The 15,573-nt window shown below is 53.5% G+C and carries 15 protein-coding genes and 1 tRNA gene; 5 read left to right on the forward strand and 11 right to left on the reverse strand.

The window, feature by feature from the left end:
- Positions 1–5 precede the first annotated feature (5 nt).
- Positions 6–1,436 (forward strand): efflux transporter outer membrane subunit, encoded by a 1,431-nt coding sequence (locus tag CJD38_RS17370; RefSeq protein WP_107941648.1) that lies wholly within the window; start codon positions 6–8, stop codon positions 1,434–1,436.
- Positions 1,437–1,528: 92 nt separating this feature from the next.
- On the opposite strand, the gene CJD38_RS17375 is transcribed toward CJD38_RS17370, so the two are convergent.
- Positions 1,529–2,080: an SCP2 sterol-binding domain-containing protein gene (locus CJD38_RS17375; protein ID WP_107941649.1), complete on the reverse strand. Its 552-nt coding sequence runs from the start codon at positions 2,078–2,080 to the stop codon at positions 1,529–1,531.
- Positions 2,081–2,179: 99 nt separating this feature from the next.
- Between CJD38_RS17375 and CJD38_RS17380 the strand changes: the two genes are divergently transcribed.
- The gene (locus tag CJD38_RS17380) at positions 2,180–3,505 is read left to right on the forward strand and encodes an MATE family efflux transporter (RefSeq protein WP_107941650.1); all 1,326 of its coding nucleotides are present in this window, start codon (positions 2,180–2,182) and stop codon (positions 3,503–3,505) included.
- Between the two features lie 14 nt (positions 3,506–3,519).
- Positions 3,520–4,428: an alpha/beta hydrolase gene (locus CJD38_RS17385; protein ID WP_161554279.1), complete on the forward strand. Its 909-nt coding sequence runs from the start codon at positions 3,520–3,522 to the stop codon at positions 4,426–4,428.
- Here the strand turns inward: CJD38_RS17385 and CJD38_RS17390 are convergent.
- The 7 genes from CJD38_RS17390 to CJD38_RS17420 form a co-directional block, all read right to left on the reverse strand.
- Complete coding sequence (locus CJD38_RS17390) at positions 4,405–5,664, reverse strand: MFS transporter (RefSeq protein ID WP_107941652.1); 1,260 nt, start codon at positions 5,662–5,664, stop codon at positions 4,405–4,407. The genes CJD38_RS17385 and CJD38_RS17390 overlap by 24 nt on opposite strands.
- Before the next feature lie 3 nt (positions 5,665–5,667).
- Positions 5,668–7,260 (reverse strand): peptide chain release factor 3, encoded by a 1,593-nt coding sequence (locus CJD38_RS17395; protein ID WP_107941653.1) that lies wholly within the window; start codon positions 7,258–7,260, stop codon positions 5,668–5,670.
- Positions 7,261–7,296: 36 nt separating this feature from the next.
- Positions 7,297–8,130, reverse strand: a complete 834-nt coding sequence (locus CJD38_RS18605) for a CHAP domain-containing protein (protein ID WP_206363063.1) — start codon at positions 8,128–8,130, stop codon at positions 7,297–7,299.
- A gap of 180 nt (positions 8,131–8,310) precedes the next feature.
- Positions 8,311–9,084 (reverse strand): HvfC family RiPP maturation protein, encoded by a 774-nt coding sequence (locus CJD38_RS17405; protein ID WP_107941654.1) that lies wholly within the window; start codon positions 9,082–9,084, stop codon positions 8,311–8,313.
- Positions 9,077–9,928: an HvfB family MNIO-type RiPP peptide maturase gene (locus CJD38_RS17410; protein ID WP_107941655.1), complete on the reverse strand. Its 852-nt coding sequence runs from the start codon at positions 9,926–9,928 to the stop codon at positions 9,077–9,079. Before CJD38_RS17410 ends, CJD38_RS17405 begins: the two co-directional genes overlap by 8 nt.
- Before the next feature lie 42 nt (positions 9,929–9,970).
- Positions 9,971–10,315, reverse strand: coding sequence for an HvfA family oxazolone/thioamide-modified RiPP metallophore (locus CJD38_RS17415; RefSeq protein ID WP_107941656.1), 345 nt, complete (start codon positions 10,313–10,315; stop codon positions 9,971–9,973).
- A 67-nt stretch (positions 10,316–10,382) separates the two neighbouring features.
- Positions 10,383–10,979 (reverse strand): HvfX family Cu-binding RiPP maturation protein, encoded by a 597-nt coding sequence (locus tag CJD38_RS17420; protein WP_107941702.1) that lies wholly within the window; start codon positions 10,977–10,979, stop codon positions 10,383–10,385.
- Positions 10,980–11,056: 77 nt separating this feature from the next.
- Between CJD38_RS17420 and CJD38_RS17425 the strand changes: the two genes are divergently transcribed.
- The gene (locus CJD38_RS17425; protein ID WP_107941657.1) at positions 11,057–11,899 is read left to right on the forward strand and encodes an AraC family transcriptional regulator; all 843 of its coding nucleotides are present in this window, start codon (positions 11,057–11,059) and stop codon (positions 11,897–11,899) included.
- Positions 11,900–11,941: 42 nt separating this feature from the next.
- Here the strand turns inward: CJD38_RS17425 and CJD38_RS17430 are convergent, their stop codons facing one another.
- The gene (locus tag CJD38_RS17430; protein WP_107941658.1) at positions 11,942–12,256 is read right to left on the reverse strand and encodes an HvfA family oxazolone/thioamide-modified RiPP metallophore; all 315 of its coding nucleotides are present in this window, start codon (positions 12,254–12,256) and stop codon (positions 11,942–11,944) included.
- 192 nt (positions 12,257–12,448) lie between these two features.
- On the opposite strand from CJD38_RS17430, the gene CJD38_RS17435 reads away from it, so the two are divergent.
- A tRNA-Ile gene (locus tag CJD38_RS17435) sits at positions 12,449–12,525 on the forward strand.
- A gap of 265 nt (positions 12,526–12,790) precedes the next feature.
- Here CJD38_RS17435 and CJD38_RS17440 read toward each other — a convergent pair.
- Together CJD38_RS17440 and CJD38_RS17445 are read right to left on the reverse strand one after the other, a co-directional pair.
- Entirely contained in the window at positions 12,791–13,900 is a 1,110-nt protein-coding gene (locus CJD38_RS17440; RefSeq protein WP_107941659.1) for a UvrD-helicase domain-containing protein, read from the reverse strand.
- A 1-nt stretch (position 13,901) separates the two neighbouring features.
- Complete coding sequence (locus CJD38_RS17445) at positions 13,902–15,527, reverse strand: ATP-dependent nuclease (RefSeq protein WP_107941660.1); 1,626 nt, start codon at positions 15,525–15,527, stop codon at positions 13,902–13,904.
- Positions 15,528–15,573 lie beyond the last annotated feature (46 nt).

The following is a 15,573-nucleotide window of genomic DNA, read 5'->3' on the forward strand; positions in this document are numbered from 1 at the left end:
GCCCCATGAAACACCTTGACCTCAAACCTCTTCTGCTCGGCTTGCTCGCGTCTTCGCTGACAGCCTGCGCGATTGGTCCTGACTATAAGAAACCAGACGCGCCTATCGCGCCTGCATACAAAGAAGCCGGTGATTGGCTCAGCGCCACGCCTAGCGACGAAGCGCAGCGCGGGCCGTGGTGGGAAGTTTTTCAGGATCAGCAGCTCAATGATTTAGAGCAGCAGGTCAACATCTCCAACCAAACGCTGGCACAGGCTGAGGCGCAGTATCGCCAAGCCACTGCACTGCTGCGCCAAACACGTGCAGGCTTTTTGCCAGAAGTATCTGTTGGCGGCTCCGCACAACGCTCGGGTGATGGCGGCGGATCGACGGCTGTCGTTGGCAATCGTTATTCCTTGTCGGCGGATGCCTCATGGGAACTCGATCTCTGGGGCCGCGTACGTCGCAGCGTAGAAGCCAGCGCCGCGAATGCGAAAGCGAGTGCCGCTGATCTCGCTTCCGTGCGTCTCAGTACGCAAGCGCAGCTCGCGCAAACTTATTTCCAGTTGCGCGTGACCGATGAGCAGAAGCGTTTGCTTGACGACACCGTTTCTGGTTTCGAACGCTCGATGCAGCTCACGCAGAATCAATACAACGTCGGCGTCGCTGCTAAATCCGATGTCGTGCAAGCACAAGCGCAGCTCAAATCTGCACAAGCACAAGCGATTGATGTGAGCATTCAGCGCGCGCAGCTTGAGCACGCGCTTGCTGTGCTGGTTGGTAAAACGCCAGCGGAATTCTCCATCGCACCGGCACCGTTGCTGGCCGTCATTCCGCCAGCAACACCACCGGGCGTGCCATCAACGCTATTGGAACGTCGCCCAGACATCGCGTCTGCTGAACGTCGCATGGCTTCTGCCAATGCACAGATTGGTGTCGCTAAGGCCGCGTATTTCCCATCGCTGACGATCTCCGCCAGCGGCGGCTTCCAAAGCTCTAGCTTTTCAGATTGGATTAGCCTGCCTAGCCGCTTCTGGTCGGTGGGTCCGTCCGCAGCAATGACACTGTTCAGTGGCGGCGCACGTAGCGCGCAGACCGATCAGGCGATTGCCGCTTACGATCAAAACGTCGCTGCGTATCGTCAGACCGTGCTCGGTGCTTTCCAGGAAGTTGAAGATAATCTGGTTGCGTTGCATCTGTTAGAGCAGCAAGCACAGGTACAGAACGAAGCCGTTATTGCCGCACAACAGTCGGCAACCATCGCAACCAATCAGTACAAGGCTGGAACGGTGAGTTATCTCAATGTGGTGAGCGCGCAGAACACGGCATACAGCAATCAGCGTAGTGCGCTGACGATTCTGAATTCACGACTCGCTGCGAGTGTAGCTTTGATCAAGGCACTGGGCGGCGGTTGGCACGCGGATGACGACAGCGCGAAGCCCGTTGAAACGAAATAATTCGTAGGCTGGGTTGAAGCGAAGCGAAACCCAGCATCTATCTAGCAGAACAAAAGCTGGGTTGATGAAGCCAACCCAGCCTACAAATTCGATTAAAGTCCCGGCAAACCTGATTTAGCCTGCGCCGATGTCGGGCAAGTTGATGCATCTGCCTCGACCTTGCCGACAAGCAACAAGAAGCTTTCAAACGGCACCATATTGTTCATCGCTTCAATCATTGGGCCTTTGAAGCGCAGACGCGTGGTCATCATTGCCTTCATCGGGCCGTATTCGCCCTTGCCCATTTCAACCCAGTTCTGGGTTGATGCATTCATCACGTAATCAACGCCGGAAGTCAGCTTGGTGGTTTTGATCTTGCCGCCGTAGATGCACTGCGCGAGTTCGCCCTTTTGTGCGATCTGTAGTTCTACCCATGCGCTGTTTTCGCAATCGTTGCGATAGATCTGGATGGCTTTGTAGCCGTGGCCGCCGTCATTGCTGGCCCACTTGGATTTGACCAGTTCCTTGGTCAGGATCGGGTCCTTATTCCATGCATCACAGGCTTGGGCGGCCCATTCCGGCGACAGCAATGTCGTTGAGGCCTGTGCCGATGTCGCCAACATCGCTCCCGCGACCAATCCCGCAATCCCTAGCTTGCTACACATATCCATCTCCACTCTTATTCAATTTCGTACTCGCCCCAGTCTAGGCAAGCATGCGAAGATCACTAACGAACTTCGGGCAATATCCTTATAACCGACCCCATGGAATCCAATCGCAACCGCGAGGTGCTGAAACTAGCGCTGCCAATTATTGGCGGCATGGTTTCGCAGAACCTGCTGAATCTCGCAGACGCGTGGATGGTCGGCTCACTCGGCCCTTCTGCACTTGCTGCCACCGGCCTCGCGAACTTCCTCAACTTCATGGCGGTTGCGGCGATCACGGGCATCTCACCTGCCGTGCAAGCGATTGCGGCGCGACGCGCTGGCGAAGGTCGCATCGGTGAAACTGCGGTGTCACTCAACGGCGGCCTAATGCTGTCTTTGATGATTGGCATTCCGCTAACAGTGATCTTCATCCTGCTCGCGCCTGCAATCTTCCGAGCAATGAATAACGATCCTGCGGTTGTTGAGCAAGGCACAGAGTATTTGCAGTGGCGCTTGGTAGCGGTTGCCGCCATCGGCATGAACTTCTCGTTCCGCGGTTATTGGAGCGCGATGAAGATGACGCGCATCTACATGATTACGCTGATCGACATGCACATCCTCAACGTCATCTTCAGCTATAGCTTGATCCACGGATTATTTGGTCTGCCTGCCATGGGCGTGAAAGGCGCAGGCATCGGCACGACGATGGCGATCATGGTCGGCACTGCCATTTATTTTTGGATGGCGAGCAGACACGCCAAGCCGAATGGCTTTCTGGAACGCCTGCCAACCGGCATCGAATTCCGCAGTCTGCTGAAACTCGGTCTACCTTCTGCAATTCAGCAGCTGTTATTTGCTGGTGGCTTCACCGTTTTGTTCTGGATCATCGGCCACATCGGCACCGCGGAGCTCGCCGTATCGAACGTGTTGGTGACGATTTCGCTCACCGCAGTGCTACCCGGCATTGGCTTTGGCATTGCAGCAGCAACGCTATGCGGACAAGCCCTTGGCCGCGGTGACGCAGTCGATGCCAAGCGTTGGGCTTGGGATGTCTATCGCGTGAGTTTGTGGTTGTTCGTTCCACTGGCCGCAATCATGTTGCTGTTTCCATCGCCAGTGTTGTCACTGTTTGTGCACGGTGACGCAATGCTGATTGAGATTGGCCGCCTGCCATTGCAAATGGTCGGCATCAATATTCTGCTCGACGCGCTTGGCTTGATCATGATGCAAGCACTGCTCGGCGTTGGCGCGAGTCGCCTCGTGATGATTGTTGCGGTTGGCTTGCAGTGGCTGGTGTTTCTGCCTGTCGCGTATTTACTCGGCCCCGTCTACTCGATGGGCTTGATGTCGATCTGGATTGCGATGGGCATTTATCGTTTACTGCAAACCGTTATCTTCACTCGCGCATGGCAGCGCGAGGGTTGGACCCATCTCAAAGTTTAAGAACCGCTTCTAATATGCCGAGCATCCGCGCCCGTTTGACCATGTTGTTCTTCAGTGTGCAGAAGAACTTTCTCTTAAGTCGAGGCGACAACACACGCTTGATGCGTCGCGTCACCGAATTCGCCGGTTCGCGTATTCGCATGCCGCGCAATATCCGCATGGAACGCAGCAGCGCGGGCGGCGTCACCGCGGCGCGCCTGACCAACACGCACGTCTCCGCGAAGCGCCAACGAATTTTGGTTTATCTCCATGGCGGCGGTTATGTCGTGGGCAGCCCGATGACGCATCGCGCATTCGCGGCTCGTCTGGGACAGCGCGCTGGCGCTGGAGAAATCTGGATGCCGGACTATCGCTTGGCACCAGAGCATCCCTTCCCGGCCGCAGTTGATGACGTTGTGAATTTTTGGCGCGCGCTGGTTAAACAGAATCCTAAGCACGAATTTATTCTGGCGGGCGAATCAGCAGGCGGTGGGCTTTGCGTTTCGCTATGCATCACTTTGCGCGAGAACCAGGAACCATTACCGTCACGCATGTATCTGCTCTCACCGTGGCTTGATCTCAGCCTGAATAGCCGCACGCATACTTCGCAAGGTAAGCGCGATCCGTTCTTGAATCGCGCATTGCTTGAGAAACACTTCGCCCGTTTCTACGCAGGCGAAACACCGCGCGAGCACCCGCTGCTATCGCCCTTGTTTGCTGATCTGCACGGCCTACCACCCACACTGGTGCATGTCGGGTCGCGAGAAGTTTTGCTAGACGATAGCCGTCAATTTGCAGATAAAGCGCGGAAGCAGAATGTCGATGTGACGCTAGAGATTCACACCGGCCTCTGGCACGCATGGCCGGTGTTTCAGACAGCACCAGAATGTACGGTCACCATCCGTCACGCCGGTGAGTGGCTAGCTAAGGCGAACCGTAAATAAATCTTTAGAACGACGCCAGATATAAGCCACCGTGCCCAACGTGGCGACGCCACCAAAGACAACGGAAGGCACCACGCCTAGTAAGCGTGCAGCAACGCCTGATTCAAATGCGCCGAGTTCGTTCGACGAACTAATGAAGATGCTGTTGACCGCAACCACGCGGCCGCGCAGATGATCAGGCGGCATCACTTGCATGATGGTCTGGCGAATCACCACGCTGATGCTGTCGAAGGCGCCAGTGAAAAACAGTGCCAGCACTGACAGCCAAAAGTTTTTAGACAGCGCGAAGACCAAGGTCGCGACACCAAAACCCAGCACCGCTAACAACAGATTGCGCCAGGCTTTATTCAGCGGCGGGTTATACGTGCAATAGATCACCGTGAGCATGGCGCCGACGGCAGGCGCAGCGCGCATCAGGCCTAAGCCCTCTGCACCAACATGCAGAATGTCTTCCGCGAAAATCGGAAGGATCGCGACCACTCCACCAAACAACACGCTGAACATGTCCAGCGAGATGGCGTAGAGAATGATCTTGTTACTGAAAACGTAGTCGAGTCCTTCACGCAGACTCACCCAGATACTTTCATGCGGTGGCGCCACTGGCACAGGCTTTTTGGCGATGCGAGAGATCAGGACGAAGTTGAGCACGAGCATGCCCACTACGATCATCATCGTTGTGCTAAATCCAAAACCTGCGTAAAGAAAACCCGCAGAGGCCGGACCCACAATCGCGCCTGCCTGCCAGAACGTGCTGCTCCACGTCGACGAGTTGCCGTAAATTTCTCGCGGAACCAGAAACGCTTTGAGTGAAGATGAAGCTGGCGAATAAATGCCGCGCGCCAAACCCAGCAGCGCGATCACGCCATAGATGATCAGCAGCATCGTGGTTTGCGAAAGCTGTACGCGTGTCGAGGGCAGTGTTGCCCAAGCCAGAATTGCCGAGCCTGCAATGATGACCAGCAATGACTGCTGCATCAGCGTGCGCTTATCGCGACGATCCGCAAGATAGCCGCCGAAGAGCGCAAGGCCGATGAATGGAACGGCTTCTGCCAAGCCAATCAAGCCGAGCACGAGTGGATCGTGCGTCATCTTATAAAGCTCGTAACCCAACACCACCATCTGAATCAGCAGCGCAGCGCTGGTCAGAAAAGTACCGATGATAAGATTACGAAACTCGGGATATCGAAGTGCAGCGTAAGGATCGTAGGCTTTGATAGGACTACGATCCTCATTCATGACTTAGCGCTGCTCGCGCGTATCGGAGAAGCGTACTTCAGGATGACGCTCTTTCGTCATGTTCAAGTTCACGCTGCTCGACGCCAAGTACACCATCGTGCCGTAGTGATCCTTGGCCAGACGCGTTTCGTTCTTGTCGATGAACTCGCGTAGCTTCTTCTGATCGTCGCAATGCACCCAACGTGCGTTGTGAACCTGCACAGGTTCAAACACGCAGTCGACGCTGTATTCGTCTTTGAGACGGTACTGCACCACTTCAAACTGCAGCACACCGACGGCGCCGAGAATGATGTCGTTGTTGGTCATCGGGCGATACACCTGCGTGGCGCCCTCTTCGCACAACTGATCCAAGCCCTTGTTGAGCTGCTTGGCCTTCAACGGATCTTTCAGAATGACGCGACGGAACAAGTCTGGCGCAAAGTTGGGAATACCGGTGAAGTGCAACGCTTCGCCTTCGGAGAATGAATCGCCGATGGAGATGGTGCCGTGATTGTGCAGACCGATGATGTCGCCCGGCCATGCTTGTTCAACGTTCTCGCGATCCGCCGCCATGAACGTCAACGCGTTGGAGATACGCACGGGGCCGTTGAGGCGAACTGAGTGCAACAACATGCCTTTGCGATAACTGCCTGAGCACACACGCAAGAACGCCACGCGGTCACGATGCTTAGGATCCATGTTCGCCTGAATCTTGAACACGAAGCCGGTGAACTTCTCGTGATCCGGATAAACCTCGCGATCAATGCCATTGAACTCGGCATTGCGCGGCTGCGGTGGTGGCGACCACTCGGTGAATCCATTCAACAATTCGCGTACGCCGAAATTGTTGATGCCTGAGCCGAAGAACACTGGCGTGAGCTTGGCTGCGCGATAAGCGTCGAGATCAAAACCATCGCCCGCCATCGACACAAGGTCAATTTCGTCGAGCAGAGTTTGGTAATCCTGACCAAAGCGTTCGTGCAAACCTTCGGCGCGCAGACCATCAATCGTTTCAATTTCAGAAACGCGATGCTTGTCACCGGAGTAGATGTAGAAGCGATCTTCCAACAGGTGATACACGCCTTTGAACGCGCGACCCATACCAATCGGCCAGGTGATCGGCGTGCAACGAATGTTGAGGATGCGCTCGATTTCGTCGAGCAGCTCCAACGGCGGACGGCTTTCGCGGTCCAGCTTGTTGATGAAGGTGACGATCGGCGTGGCGCGCAGGCGCGTCACTTCCATCAATTTGATCGTGCGCGGCTCAACGCCTTTTGCGGCGTCGATGACCATCAGTGCGCTATCCACCGCGGTGAGCGTGCGGTAGGTGTCTTCAGAGAAGTCTTCGTGACCCGGCGTATCGAGCAGGTTGACAATTTTACCGTTGTACGGGAACTGCATCACCGAGGTGGTGATCGAGATACCGCGCTGCTGTTCGAGCGCCATCCAATCGGACGTGGCGTGGCGCGTGGCCTTGCGGCCCTTAACCGTACCGGCGAGCTGAATCGCTCCTCCGAACAGCAAGAGCTTTTCCGTCAGCGTGGTTTTACCAGCGTCCGGATGGGAAATGATGGCGAATGTGCGCCTGAGCGCGGCCTGATCTGCAGCTTCGGTCATGTGTACGGGAACCCTGAAGGGCCGCGATTTTAGCCGCTATGGGGCTTTCGCGCTTGGGGCTTCGGGCGATTCGGGCAAATTAACCGGCGCTTCGCTGGGCACAGGCGCAATCTCTGGCGCGGGGACCGTGTCCTGCGTGGGGATTTCGACTTCCTGAGCGACAGGCTCAAGCACAGGAACCTGCTGCGGTGTCGGCGGCGACGCCGGGATCAGCTCGGGTGGCGGCATCGGGACTGGGACTGGCGCAGGCACCTGTACTTGCGGCGCGGGCTTGCGCCCCGGCAATCGCAGCCAACCTAAAACTCTCGGGTGGTTCACGGTGACGCCGTTGTCGCTACGCCGCAAAGCTAGGGTCTGGCGACTGCGGCCACTCGAGCCGGGGTTCTGCTGAATGAATTCCAACGAGCCCTCGGCGACCGCTGAAACAATGACGATATGGCCGTAAGGGTTTCCGGGTCGCGGCCCGAAAATCAGAATGTCTTCCAACTGTGGCGCCGTCGGCGACCCGTTTCGATATTGCAGCAAGCCGCGGCTTTTATTGAGCCCGCCATCCGCAACCTTCGCATCGAAATACTGCACGGCGTTGCCCGATGCATTCGGCATGCGATGTTTTAAGCGCTGGTAGTAATAGCGCTTAACGAATTCCACGCATTGATAACGCAGGCCGAGGTTGTAGCCGTCGACCGTGATGTTGCGGCCGTTGCTGTGACCAATCGCGCCGTTGAAATAAACAGGGATGCCATTGAGGCGATCGACGACATCGCCGACTTTTGGTGCGGGCGCAGCGCTGACCTGCGCGAGCGCTGCAGGGATAGCTAAAAGCGATGTCGCTATAACGAGGGCCGCGTATAGATGACTACGAACGCTCAAGCTTTAAATCCTTTAAAGCGGCAATGGATGCATTGATCATATGCCTTCGTGTTCGCTTAATACCCTACCCGGTTATGTAGGGCTGATCGCGGTTCGTAGGGTGGGTAGAGCGCAGCGAAACCCACCGTTCGTTCGATGACAGCGGTGGGTTTCGTTTCACTCTACCCACCCTACAAAAGACTATCGCCGAGTACCGAGCAAAATATCCCGCTCACGCAAATCACGAAGAATCTCCGCACCCGCATCCACCACAGCTTGCGGTTGTGGGTGACCTAGCTCAGTCGCAATTTGAGTCAGCAGCTGCGTGCCGCTAGAGGTCACATCTTCTTCCAACAACTGCATCAATCGCGCCGTGACCGCGTTGATTTCCATAAACCGCACATCGTCCTGACGATTGCGATTGACGATGAGATAAGTCGGCTGCTCGCTGGGCGCTTCGGGAATTGAGTCGGGCCCGATGCGATGCACAGGCCATTCGTAAGACAGCGTCCATGCCAGCGGCGAGACCAAGGGCCTGCCTGCCATGACATCACCGTTTGGATTCGCCAGCTCAGGCGTCAGCGTTAACTCAGAAACTGACAACTCCAACTCCACCCATTCGTAATGGCACAACTCACGAAGAAACGGCGGATCATCTGCATGCTCGCCACGGCCATTTTCAAGAAAGCTCAAAAACTCTGCCGCGACGCGATGGAACAAAGGATCGTGACATTCATGTCGCGCATAAAAATCTCGCACGCGCGCATGCCAAACGTCATCCGCAGAAATTTTTCGCAGAACCGGGAAAGCATTGGCGAGAAAGTCTTCGACGTTGTTGTAGAACAGATCGCGATAAATTTGCGTGCGGCGATCTTCAACATCAGACGGCGCCGGGTTATGCGCCGGATTGCGTAGATGCGCGGCGAATTGGTATTGCGCCTGTTGAAAGCGAGGCAGCGTTGCGTGCTTATCCATGCGCAGCGAGCAAACGTTTTTGATGTCGCGCCTGCATAGCATTGATGTGGCGCACTTCCACCATCAACTCATCGAGCGGGGGAATATTGAAGTCGCGCTCCAACAGCGTCGGGATCACGCCAAACTTTTCATAAGCACGATCAAGCAAGGCCCACACCGGATCAATCACATCAGAACCGTGTGTATCAACGCGCAGATCCTCTGCTTCGTCGTAATGACCCGCCACATGGATATAGCGCACGCGCTCGCCGGGCAGGCCATCGAGAAACTTCACCGGGTCGTAGCGGTGATTAATGCTGTTGACGTAAATATTATTTACATCCAGCAACAAATCGCAGTCGGATCGCTCCAGCACTGCGCGAATAAATTCGAGTTCGCCCATCTCCTGCGCCGGGGCGGCGTAGTAGCTGGCGTTTTCTAAAGCGATGCGTCGTTCCAAAATATCTTGTACGCGTTGTACGCGCTTGGCGACGTAATCAACGGCTTCTTCCGTAAACGGAATCGGCATTAAATCGTACAGGTGTCCATCGTCCGAGCAGTAAGTGAGATGCTCGGTGTAGTCGCGGATGCCGTGAAGATCGAGAAACTTCTTCAGGCGCCGGACAAAATCTTCATCGAGTGGCGCAGGGCTGCCAATCGAAAGTGAGAGTCCGTGTGTGACAAACGGAAAGCGCTCAGTAAATGAGCGAAATGTTTTGGCGTAGCTGCCGCCAATATCCATCCAATTTTCTGGCGTGGCTTCAAGAAAGCCGATCTCGCCGCGCGTAGCATCTGCAAGCGGGCCCGTGAGGGCCCGCCGCAGACCTAAGCCTGCACCTTGCACCGCTGTTGTGACATTGCCCATGGGAGGATTATGCCGTTGTAGCGATGCAGCTGCAGTGATCAATTACTTCTTGTTGGCGCCGCACTTGCCTTCGCCACACTTGCCGTCAGCTTTCTTGCCGTCAGCGCCTTTCTTCTCGCCGCACTTGCCGTCAGCTTTCTTGGCTTCAGCGCCTTTCTTTTCGCCACACTTGTGTTCACCGGCTTTCTTTTCGCCGCACTTGGCTTCGCCAGCTTTCTTCTCGCCACACTTAGCTTCGCCAGCTTTGGCGTCGTCAGCGGCAGCAACCATGTAGCCGCTGCTCATTGCGCTGGTCTGAAAAACGGAAGCATTAGCGACTGCGCCGGTGAGCGCAAAAGCGGCGCCGAGAGCAATGATGAGTGGCTTGCGGTTGTGGATGGTCTGCATGTGTATTCTCCTAGATATAAGGCCCTGAATGGACCGTTGGGTTAAACCTTGCGTAGGGCAATACGCCCTAGGCCTGGGATTGGATGCGTCGTTGAATCCAATAATCGACGCTGACATAGCGGCCGGCACCCGTGAAAAACAGTGACAGCAGCATGATTAAATAAGTTGCAGCGAACTCGATACCGTTGTTGAGGATCACCAGAGAGCCATGATCCGTCAGACGATCATAGTCACCGTGCTCCATCAGAATTTCTTTGATCTCTTGCAGACGATCAATTGCGCTCATCGTGCGCTCTGTAGCAAATGGGCCCATACCTTCAGATATCGCCAGCCAGCCATTCGGTAAATGCACCGTCACAATCGCAACGAGCATCGTGAACATCAGCGGCAACGCGATCCAACGCACGCCCAAGCCCAGTACCAGAGCTGCAGCGCCCAATAATTCTGCGCTGGTTGCGAGCCCTGCCATTAATGTTGGAAACGGCAAGCCAAGTCCGTACATCGCATCGCCGAACCATTGAACCGTGTCCGGAAAATGCATCGCCTTGTTCATACCGGCAACAAAGAAGATTGGCGCGAGATACAAACGCAGCGCCAAGGGCGCCAGAAAATCCAACTGGCGCGTCGCGTCTAAGTAGCCTTGCATCTTGAGCAGGAGTTTCATGGCGTTTCCGTGTTTTTCCATGGGGTGAATGTTAGGCTTTGACGATCATCTCAACTGCGTGTCCGCGTCCGGTTTTTATGCTCGAGAGTACGGAAGACCGAATCCTAGACGCTGCGCTGACGGCCTACCAGCTGCATGCCAAGGTCACTGATAACGCTACCTATTGTGACCACTGGCAAGAAGCCGAAGCAGCCGTTAAAGCCTGCATTTTTCATTTGATCGGTGAAGGCCAGTGCGTACTCAAGATGCCCGGCCTTGATGGGCCACAAACCTTGATCGCCGGCGATTTGGTGGTGTTTCCACACGGCGCCGCGCACCATCTCAGCGGCGATGGCTACACCACGATGCTCTGCGGCCAGTTCGATTTCATCATCGGCCCCAAGAATCCGATTCTCGACGCCTTGCCTGACTGCGTCATTGTGCGCGCAAGCGAAGCGGGCACTGCATTTCAACGCATCGCACAAATCATGTGCGAAGAAGCACGCAGCAGCAGCTTTGGCAGCCGCGCAGTGCTCGATAAGTTGGCGGACTCTTTATTCGTGATGACCGTGCGTCATCATCTCAGCACCACCACTCACCGCCGCGGCCTGCTGGCGGCGTTGGCCGATCCAAAATTGCGTCGCGCCCTTTCTGTGATGCATTTGAATCCCGGACAAGATTGGACCGTAGCTGAACTCGCCACAGAAGCCTGCATGTCGCGCACAGCATTCTCAGAATTATTCAGCGCCGTATTAGGCACCAGCCCGATTAACTACCTCACGCAGTGGCGCATGATGGAAGCGCTGAAGCTTGTGCAAGATTCCAGCTTGTCGATGCTCGCGATTGCAGAGAAATTTGGTTATCAAACCGAAGCTGCATTCCGTCGGAGTTTTAAACGCATACACGGCCACGGCCCCGGACATTTCCGTCGCGCCAAATAAAAAAAGCCCCGGCAATGCCGAGGCTCTTTCAAAACATTCCGCTTACTTCTTCTTAAGCTGGCCGCACTTGCCTTCACCGCATTTGCCTTCGCCACACTTATGTTCTGCATTCTTGTCAGCAGCCTTACCCTTCGCAGGTTTCTGCTCACCACACTTCAGCTCGTGAGATTTCTTATCTGACTTCGGTGCTGGCGTCGCAGGCGCAGCAGCATCCGCAGGTGCGGCATCCGCCGCTGCCACCATATAACCCGTGCCGAGATCAGCAGTCTGAAACGTCGAGGCCTGCGCCGTTGCACCGCTCAAAGCAAAAGCCGCGCCGAGCACAACCGCTAAAGGCTTCTTCGAAATCGTGTTCATCGCCAACACTCCATATTGATAGAGACCGCAAGAAAATAACATTTTGTATATGAACATTGATTGAACAATGACATTGGCGGTGTTTTTATTTATCCAACATTAGTTAATTTCGTAGCCAAATTATGCCCGCGCACGTCAACGCTCTATATACTTCGCCACCCAAGAGCACCGCGCGTGCGGAAAACACTCACCGGGCCTGTAGCTCAGTTGGTTAGAGCAGGGGACTCATAATCCCTTGGTCCTCGGTTCAAGTCCGAGCGGGCCCACCAATCAGTCTTTATGCACTCCCAATGAGTGCATAAAGCGCACTTAAAGCCCGTAACTACGGGCTTTTTTGTTATCCGTTGGTCCCGAGAAAGGCAATTTCAGTAAGTTTTACAACTTCTAGCCTCAGCGCTCTCTATCTCTGCATCGCGAGGACCAACCAAAGGCCCAGAAGCGTCAATCGTGAGCGCTCGCAGATTTCGCCTTCGGAGAATATTAAAGGCCGAAATGTGGATTTAATTTTTATAGCCTAACTAGGGCACCGTAGGTCTAGCTTTTGGCGTGCCAATCACATGTCCATGACTGCAGCTCGGCGATGTTGAACTTGTTGTCAATCACAATAGCCGCACTCGCCCTTGCGCGAGTAAGAGCCACGTAGAATTTCGCACGGGTCTCCGACGTAAGTTCCACTTCCCGGTTTCCCAACCAGTCAACGAAGTCATTCGTTGGGTAGATCAGCACCCTTTCAAACGCAAGCCCTTTCGACTCGCCGAAATTCATCGCTGCGACTGCATCGGAAACTGCCGTTTTTTTTGAATGGCGCAACTGCATCGGCGCAAATACTCGAAGGTATGCTTCGACGTCTCGCTTCCTAACAAGGAAAATGCCGTCATGATCTGTAGTTTTTGTATTAGACGATTTGCCACTCGAAAATTTCGGAAAAAGCGCATCCGACAGCTCGCAAAGCGCCGGATTGCATCGATGATTAACAGATAGCGATATCTCGTCAATTGCAGTATCCAGTCGGGCCGCAGCCAATTCTCGAAAGTAGTCGACAATTCCGGATTTTTTGAATTTTTTGTACTTTGGGGAATCACTGGTCGAATACGTGCCTTGGCGAGGATCACCAACTAGCATCACTTTTAGTGCTGATTCCATAAAAAGCTCAATAAGCTCGAGATCGTACCCCGCCAAGTCCTGAACTTCGTCGATATAAATTTCATCGAAGATGGCGGCAATACGCTTTACCACTCTCCCGGACGAGAGAGCGTCACACTTCACAGCGAACTTTGAAATCTTGTCGCGGTATATTTGATTGTGTTGGTTAAGGTAGTGCCGAATATCCGTCTCTTTAACGTAATGAGCCGATATACCCTGATTAAAATGCAACCCCTCGATACGCGCATCAGTTATACAGCCCTGATACGGGCGAACAGAATGCTGGAGTAAAAAAGTTAGCCATCCGGATACCGTTACATTTGACGGTACAAATCCATTCTTTTCCAGAAATTTCTTTTCTATCTCCGCCTTGTTTGTCTCGGTATAGGTCAAAATAATGACCTTTGAATTCGGGTTTGATAGCGCTGCGTTGACTAGGAGCGTGGTTTTTCCAGATCCCGCAGCTGCAATAATAATTCTGTTCTTCTCTGCGTCGACCATTTTACTGATCGATTGCGGAAGTGATGTACGCAGGGAAATTGGCGGCCAAAAGAGAATTGAAAATCTTTAAAGCGCAATCCGTTTTGTTTGCGCGCATATACTTCAAGAGCTTCGCTTCCTCGTTGAATTTTGTTCCGAGAATTTCCCCCATCAAAACGCATCCATTTACGGAGAGCATTCTCGGCTCAAGCGTATTGAAATTAAAACCCTCACCATCAAGCTCTCGGCGATCATCCACTGTTTCTTCGAAGCAAATGCGGATATGTTTCTTTTCATTCGCACCCAGATAGTTCTCATACTTTTTCTTTAGTGCCGCGACATCGCCATCGTTGTCCGTAACTACGACAACGGTTTTCTTCAGCTTCTCAGCAATTGCCAAGAATCGAAGAAAGCTTGTTCCAACGGATATCACGTCAACACCAACCGCTATCGGCAATTTCCCGTGTTTATTTTGGTACGCTTTCTGAACAATGAGCTCATCGGAATCCCCCTCAACTAGTATTGCGCTCTTACATAGCAAAAGTCGCAGAGTGTCGTATCCAGCAAGTTTCTGAAAAAACGAGGCAGTATCGGGATCGAGCTCACTCAATCGAGCTGTCCTTCCATTGTGAAGCATTATTAGATTCGAAAGGTTCGCTTTATTCGCGACAAAGCTACTATGCGTCGTCATAATGATCTGCTTGTCGACGTTCGTGGAAGACATCATATCGATGAGCTGATTTAAACGTGAATGAGACAAGTGATTTTCTGGCTCCTCCACGAGTAGGACATTCGCGTTCTGCGCTTTCTTGTGCGATAGAGCAATAGCAATCTTAGCCAGCGACTGTTCGCCTTTCCCAATAAAATGAAATGGGATCTGATCAATACAAGTAATGAGATTTGATTCCCATGCACTACGCGCTGCCAGATCAATAGCCAGAGAAATTTCTCTTCCAGCAAGCAGATCGTTTGCTTTGTTTATTTTTTTATTGACTTCACCAACCTCATCGTTCCGTCGAAAGTCGTCAGCCATCTCGCGATGAACTTTAGCAAGGGCTACGCGCTCCTTATCATCTAGAAAGTCGCGAACAATGCGTGACACATAAGCGTCAGATCCATTCTGATTGCGCGCACCTGCGGAATCGATGAACGCCGCCGACAACGAAATTCCTCGTATCGTCAGCGGCTTTCGTGCAAATGACTCAACCACGATTTCGTAGTATTCAATCGGGAGGCCCGTCACGCCACTCTTAACAAACTCGCTGTATACACCACGATACTGCTCATCAAAGCGAGCCGAGAATTTGATACCGGCCGCGTCCTGATCTCGCAGAGAATTCCCGTTGCCTTTATATTCTGCGATGCCGTCCCCACCGAAATAAATTTCGATAAGAAGCTCTGGTGGGCCGCTCGTCGGATCAGCAATATATGTCTCTACAACATTACGGTTGAATACGTGCTCAGAAAGATCGTTTCGCAAGAAGCGTCCGTGAAAAACGCCTGAGAGAGCTAGGTTAATCGCCTCCAGGATAGTCGACTTTCCAGAATCGTTATCGCCGACTACGACGTTAACGCCTTTATTGAACTCCAACACAAAATTTCCGTGGAAACATTTGAAGTTTTTGATTATTAATTTTGCGATATGCATAAGGCGTATTTATGTGAAATTTATCACTTATGAAATGACTGAATCA

Source organism: Stenotrophobium rhamnosiphilum, from assembly GCF_003052265.1.
Classification (GTDB): Bacteria; Pseudomonadota; Gammaproteobacteria; order Nevskiales; family Nevskiaceae; genus Stenotrophobium; species Stenotrophobium rhamnosiphilum.

Excerpts from the sequence above, each read along its gene's own strand:
- CJD38_RS17370 (WP_107941648.1), top strand. The coding sequence starts at position 6 with ATGAAACACCTTGACCTCAAACCTCTTCTGCTCGGCTTGCTCGCGTCT.
- CJD38_RS17375 (WP_107941649.1), bottom strand. The coding sequence starts at position 2,080 with ATGTGTAGCAAGCTAGGGATTGCGGGATTGGTCGCGGGAGCGATGTTG.
- CJD38_RS17380 (WP_107941650.1), top strand. The coding sequence starts at position 2,180 with ATGGAATCCAATCGCAACCGCGAGGTGCTGAAACTAGCGCTGCCAATT.
- CJD38_RS17385 (WP_161554279.1), top strand. The coding sequence starts at position 3,520 with ATGCCGAGCATCCGCGCCCGTTTGACCATGTTGTTCTTCAGTGTGCAG.
- CJD38_RS17390 (WP_107941652.1), bottom strand. The coding sequence starts at position 5,664 with ATGAATGAGGATCGTAGTCCTATCAAAGCCTACGATCCTTACGCTGCA.
- CJD38_RS17395 (WP_107941653.1), bottom strand. The coding sequence starts at position 7,260 with ATGACCGAAGCTGCAGATCAGGCCGCGCTCAGGCGCACATTCGCCATC.
- CJD38_RS17405 (WP_107941654.1), bottom strand. The coding sequence starts at position 9,084 with ATGGATAAGCACGCAACGCTGCCTCGCTTTCAACAGGCGCAATACCAA.
- CJD38_RS17410 (WP_107941655.1), bottom strand. The coding sequence starts at position 9,928 with ATGGGCAATGTCACAACAGCGGTGCAAGGTGCAGGCTTAGGTCTGCGG.
- CJD38_RS17415 (WP_107941656.1), bottom strand. The coding sequence starts at position 10,315 with ATGCAGACCATCCACAACCGCAAGCCACTCATCATTGCTCTCGGCGCC.
- CJD38_RS17420 (WP_107941702.1), bottom strand. The coding sequence starts at position 10,979 with ATGAAACTCCTGCTCAAGATGCAAGGCTACTTAGACGCGACGCGCCAG.
- CJD38_RS17425 (WP_107941657.1), top strand. The coding sequence starts at position 11,057 with ATGCTCGAGAGTACGGAAGACCGAATCCTAGACGCTGCGCTGACGGCC.
- CJD38_RS17430 (WP_107941658.1), bottom strand. The coding sequence starts at position 12,256 with ATGAACACGATTTCGAAGAAGCCTTTAGCGGTTGTGCTCGGCGCGGCT.
- CJD38_RS17440 (WP_107941659.1), bottom strand. The coding sequence starts at position 13,900 with ATGGTCGACGCAGAGAAGAACAGAATTATTATTGCAGCTGCGGGATCT.
- CJD38_RS17445 (WP_107941660.1), bottom strand. The coding sequence starts at position 15,527 with ATGCATATCGCAAAATTAATAATCAAAAACTTCAAATGTTTCCACGGA.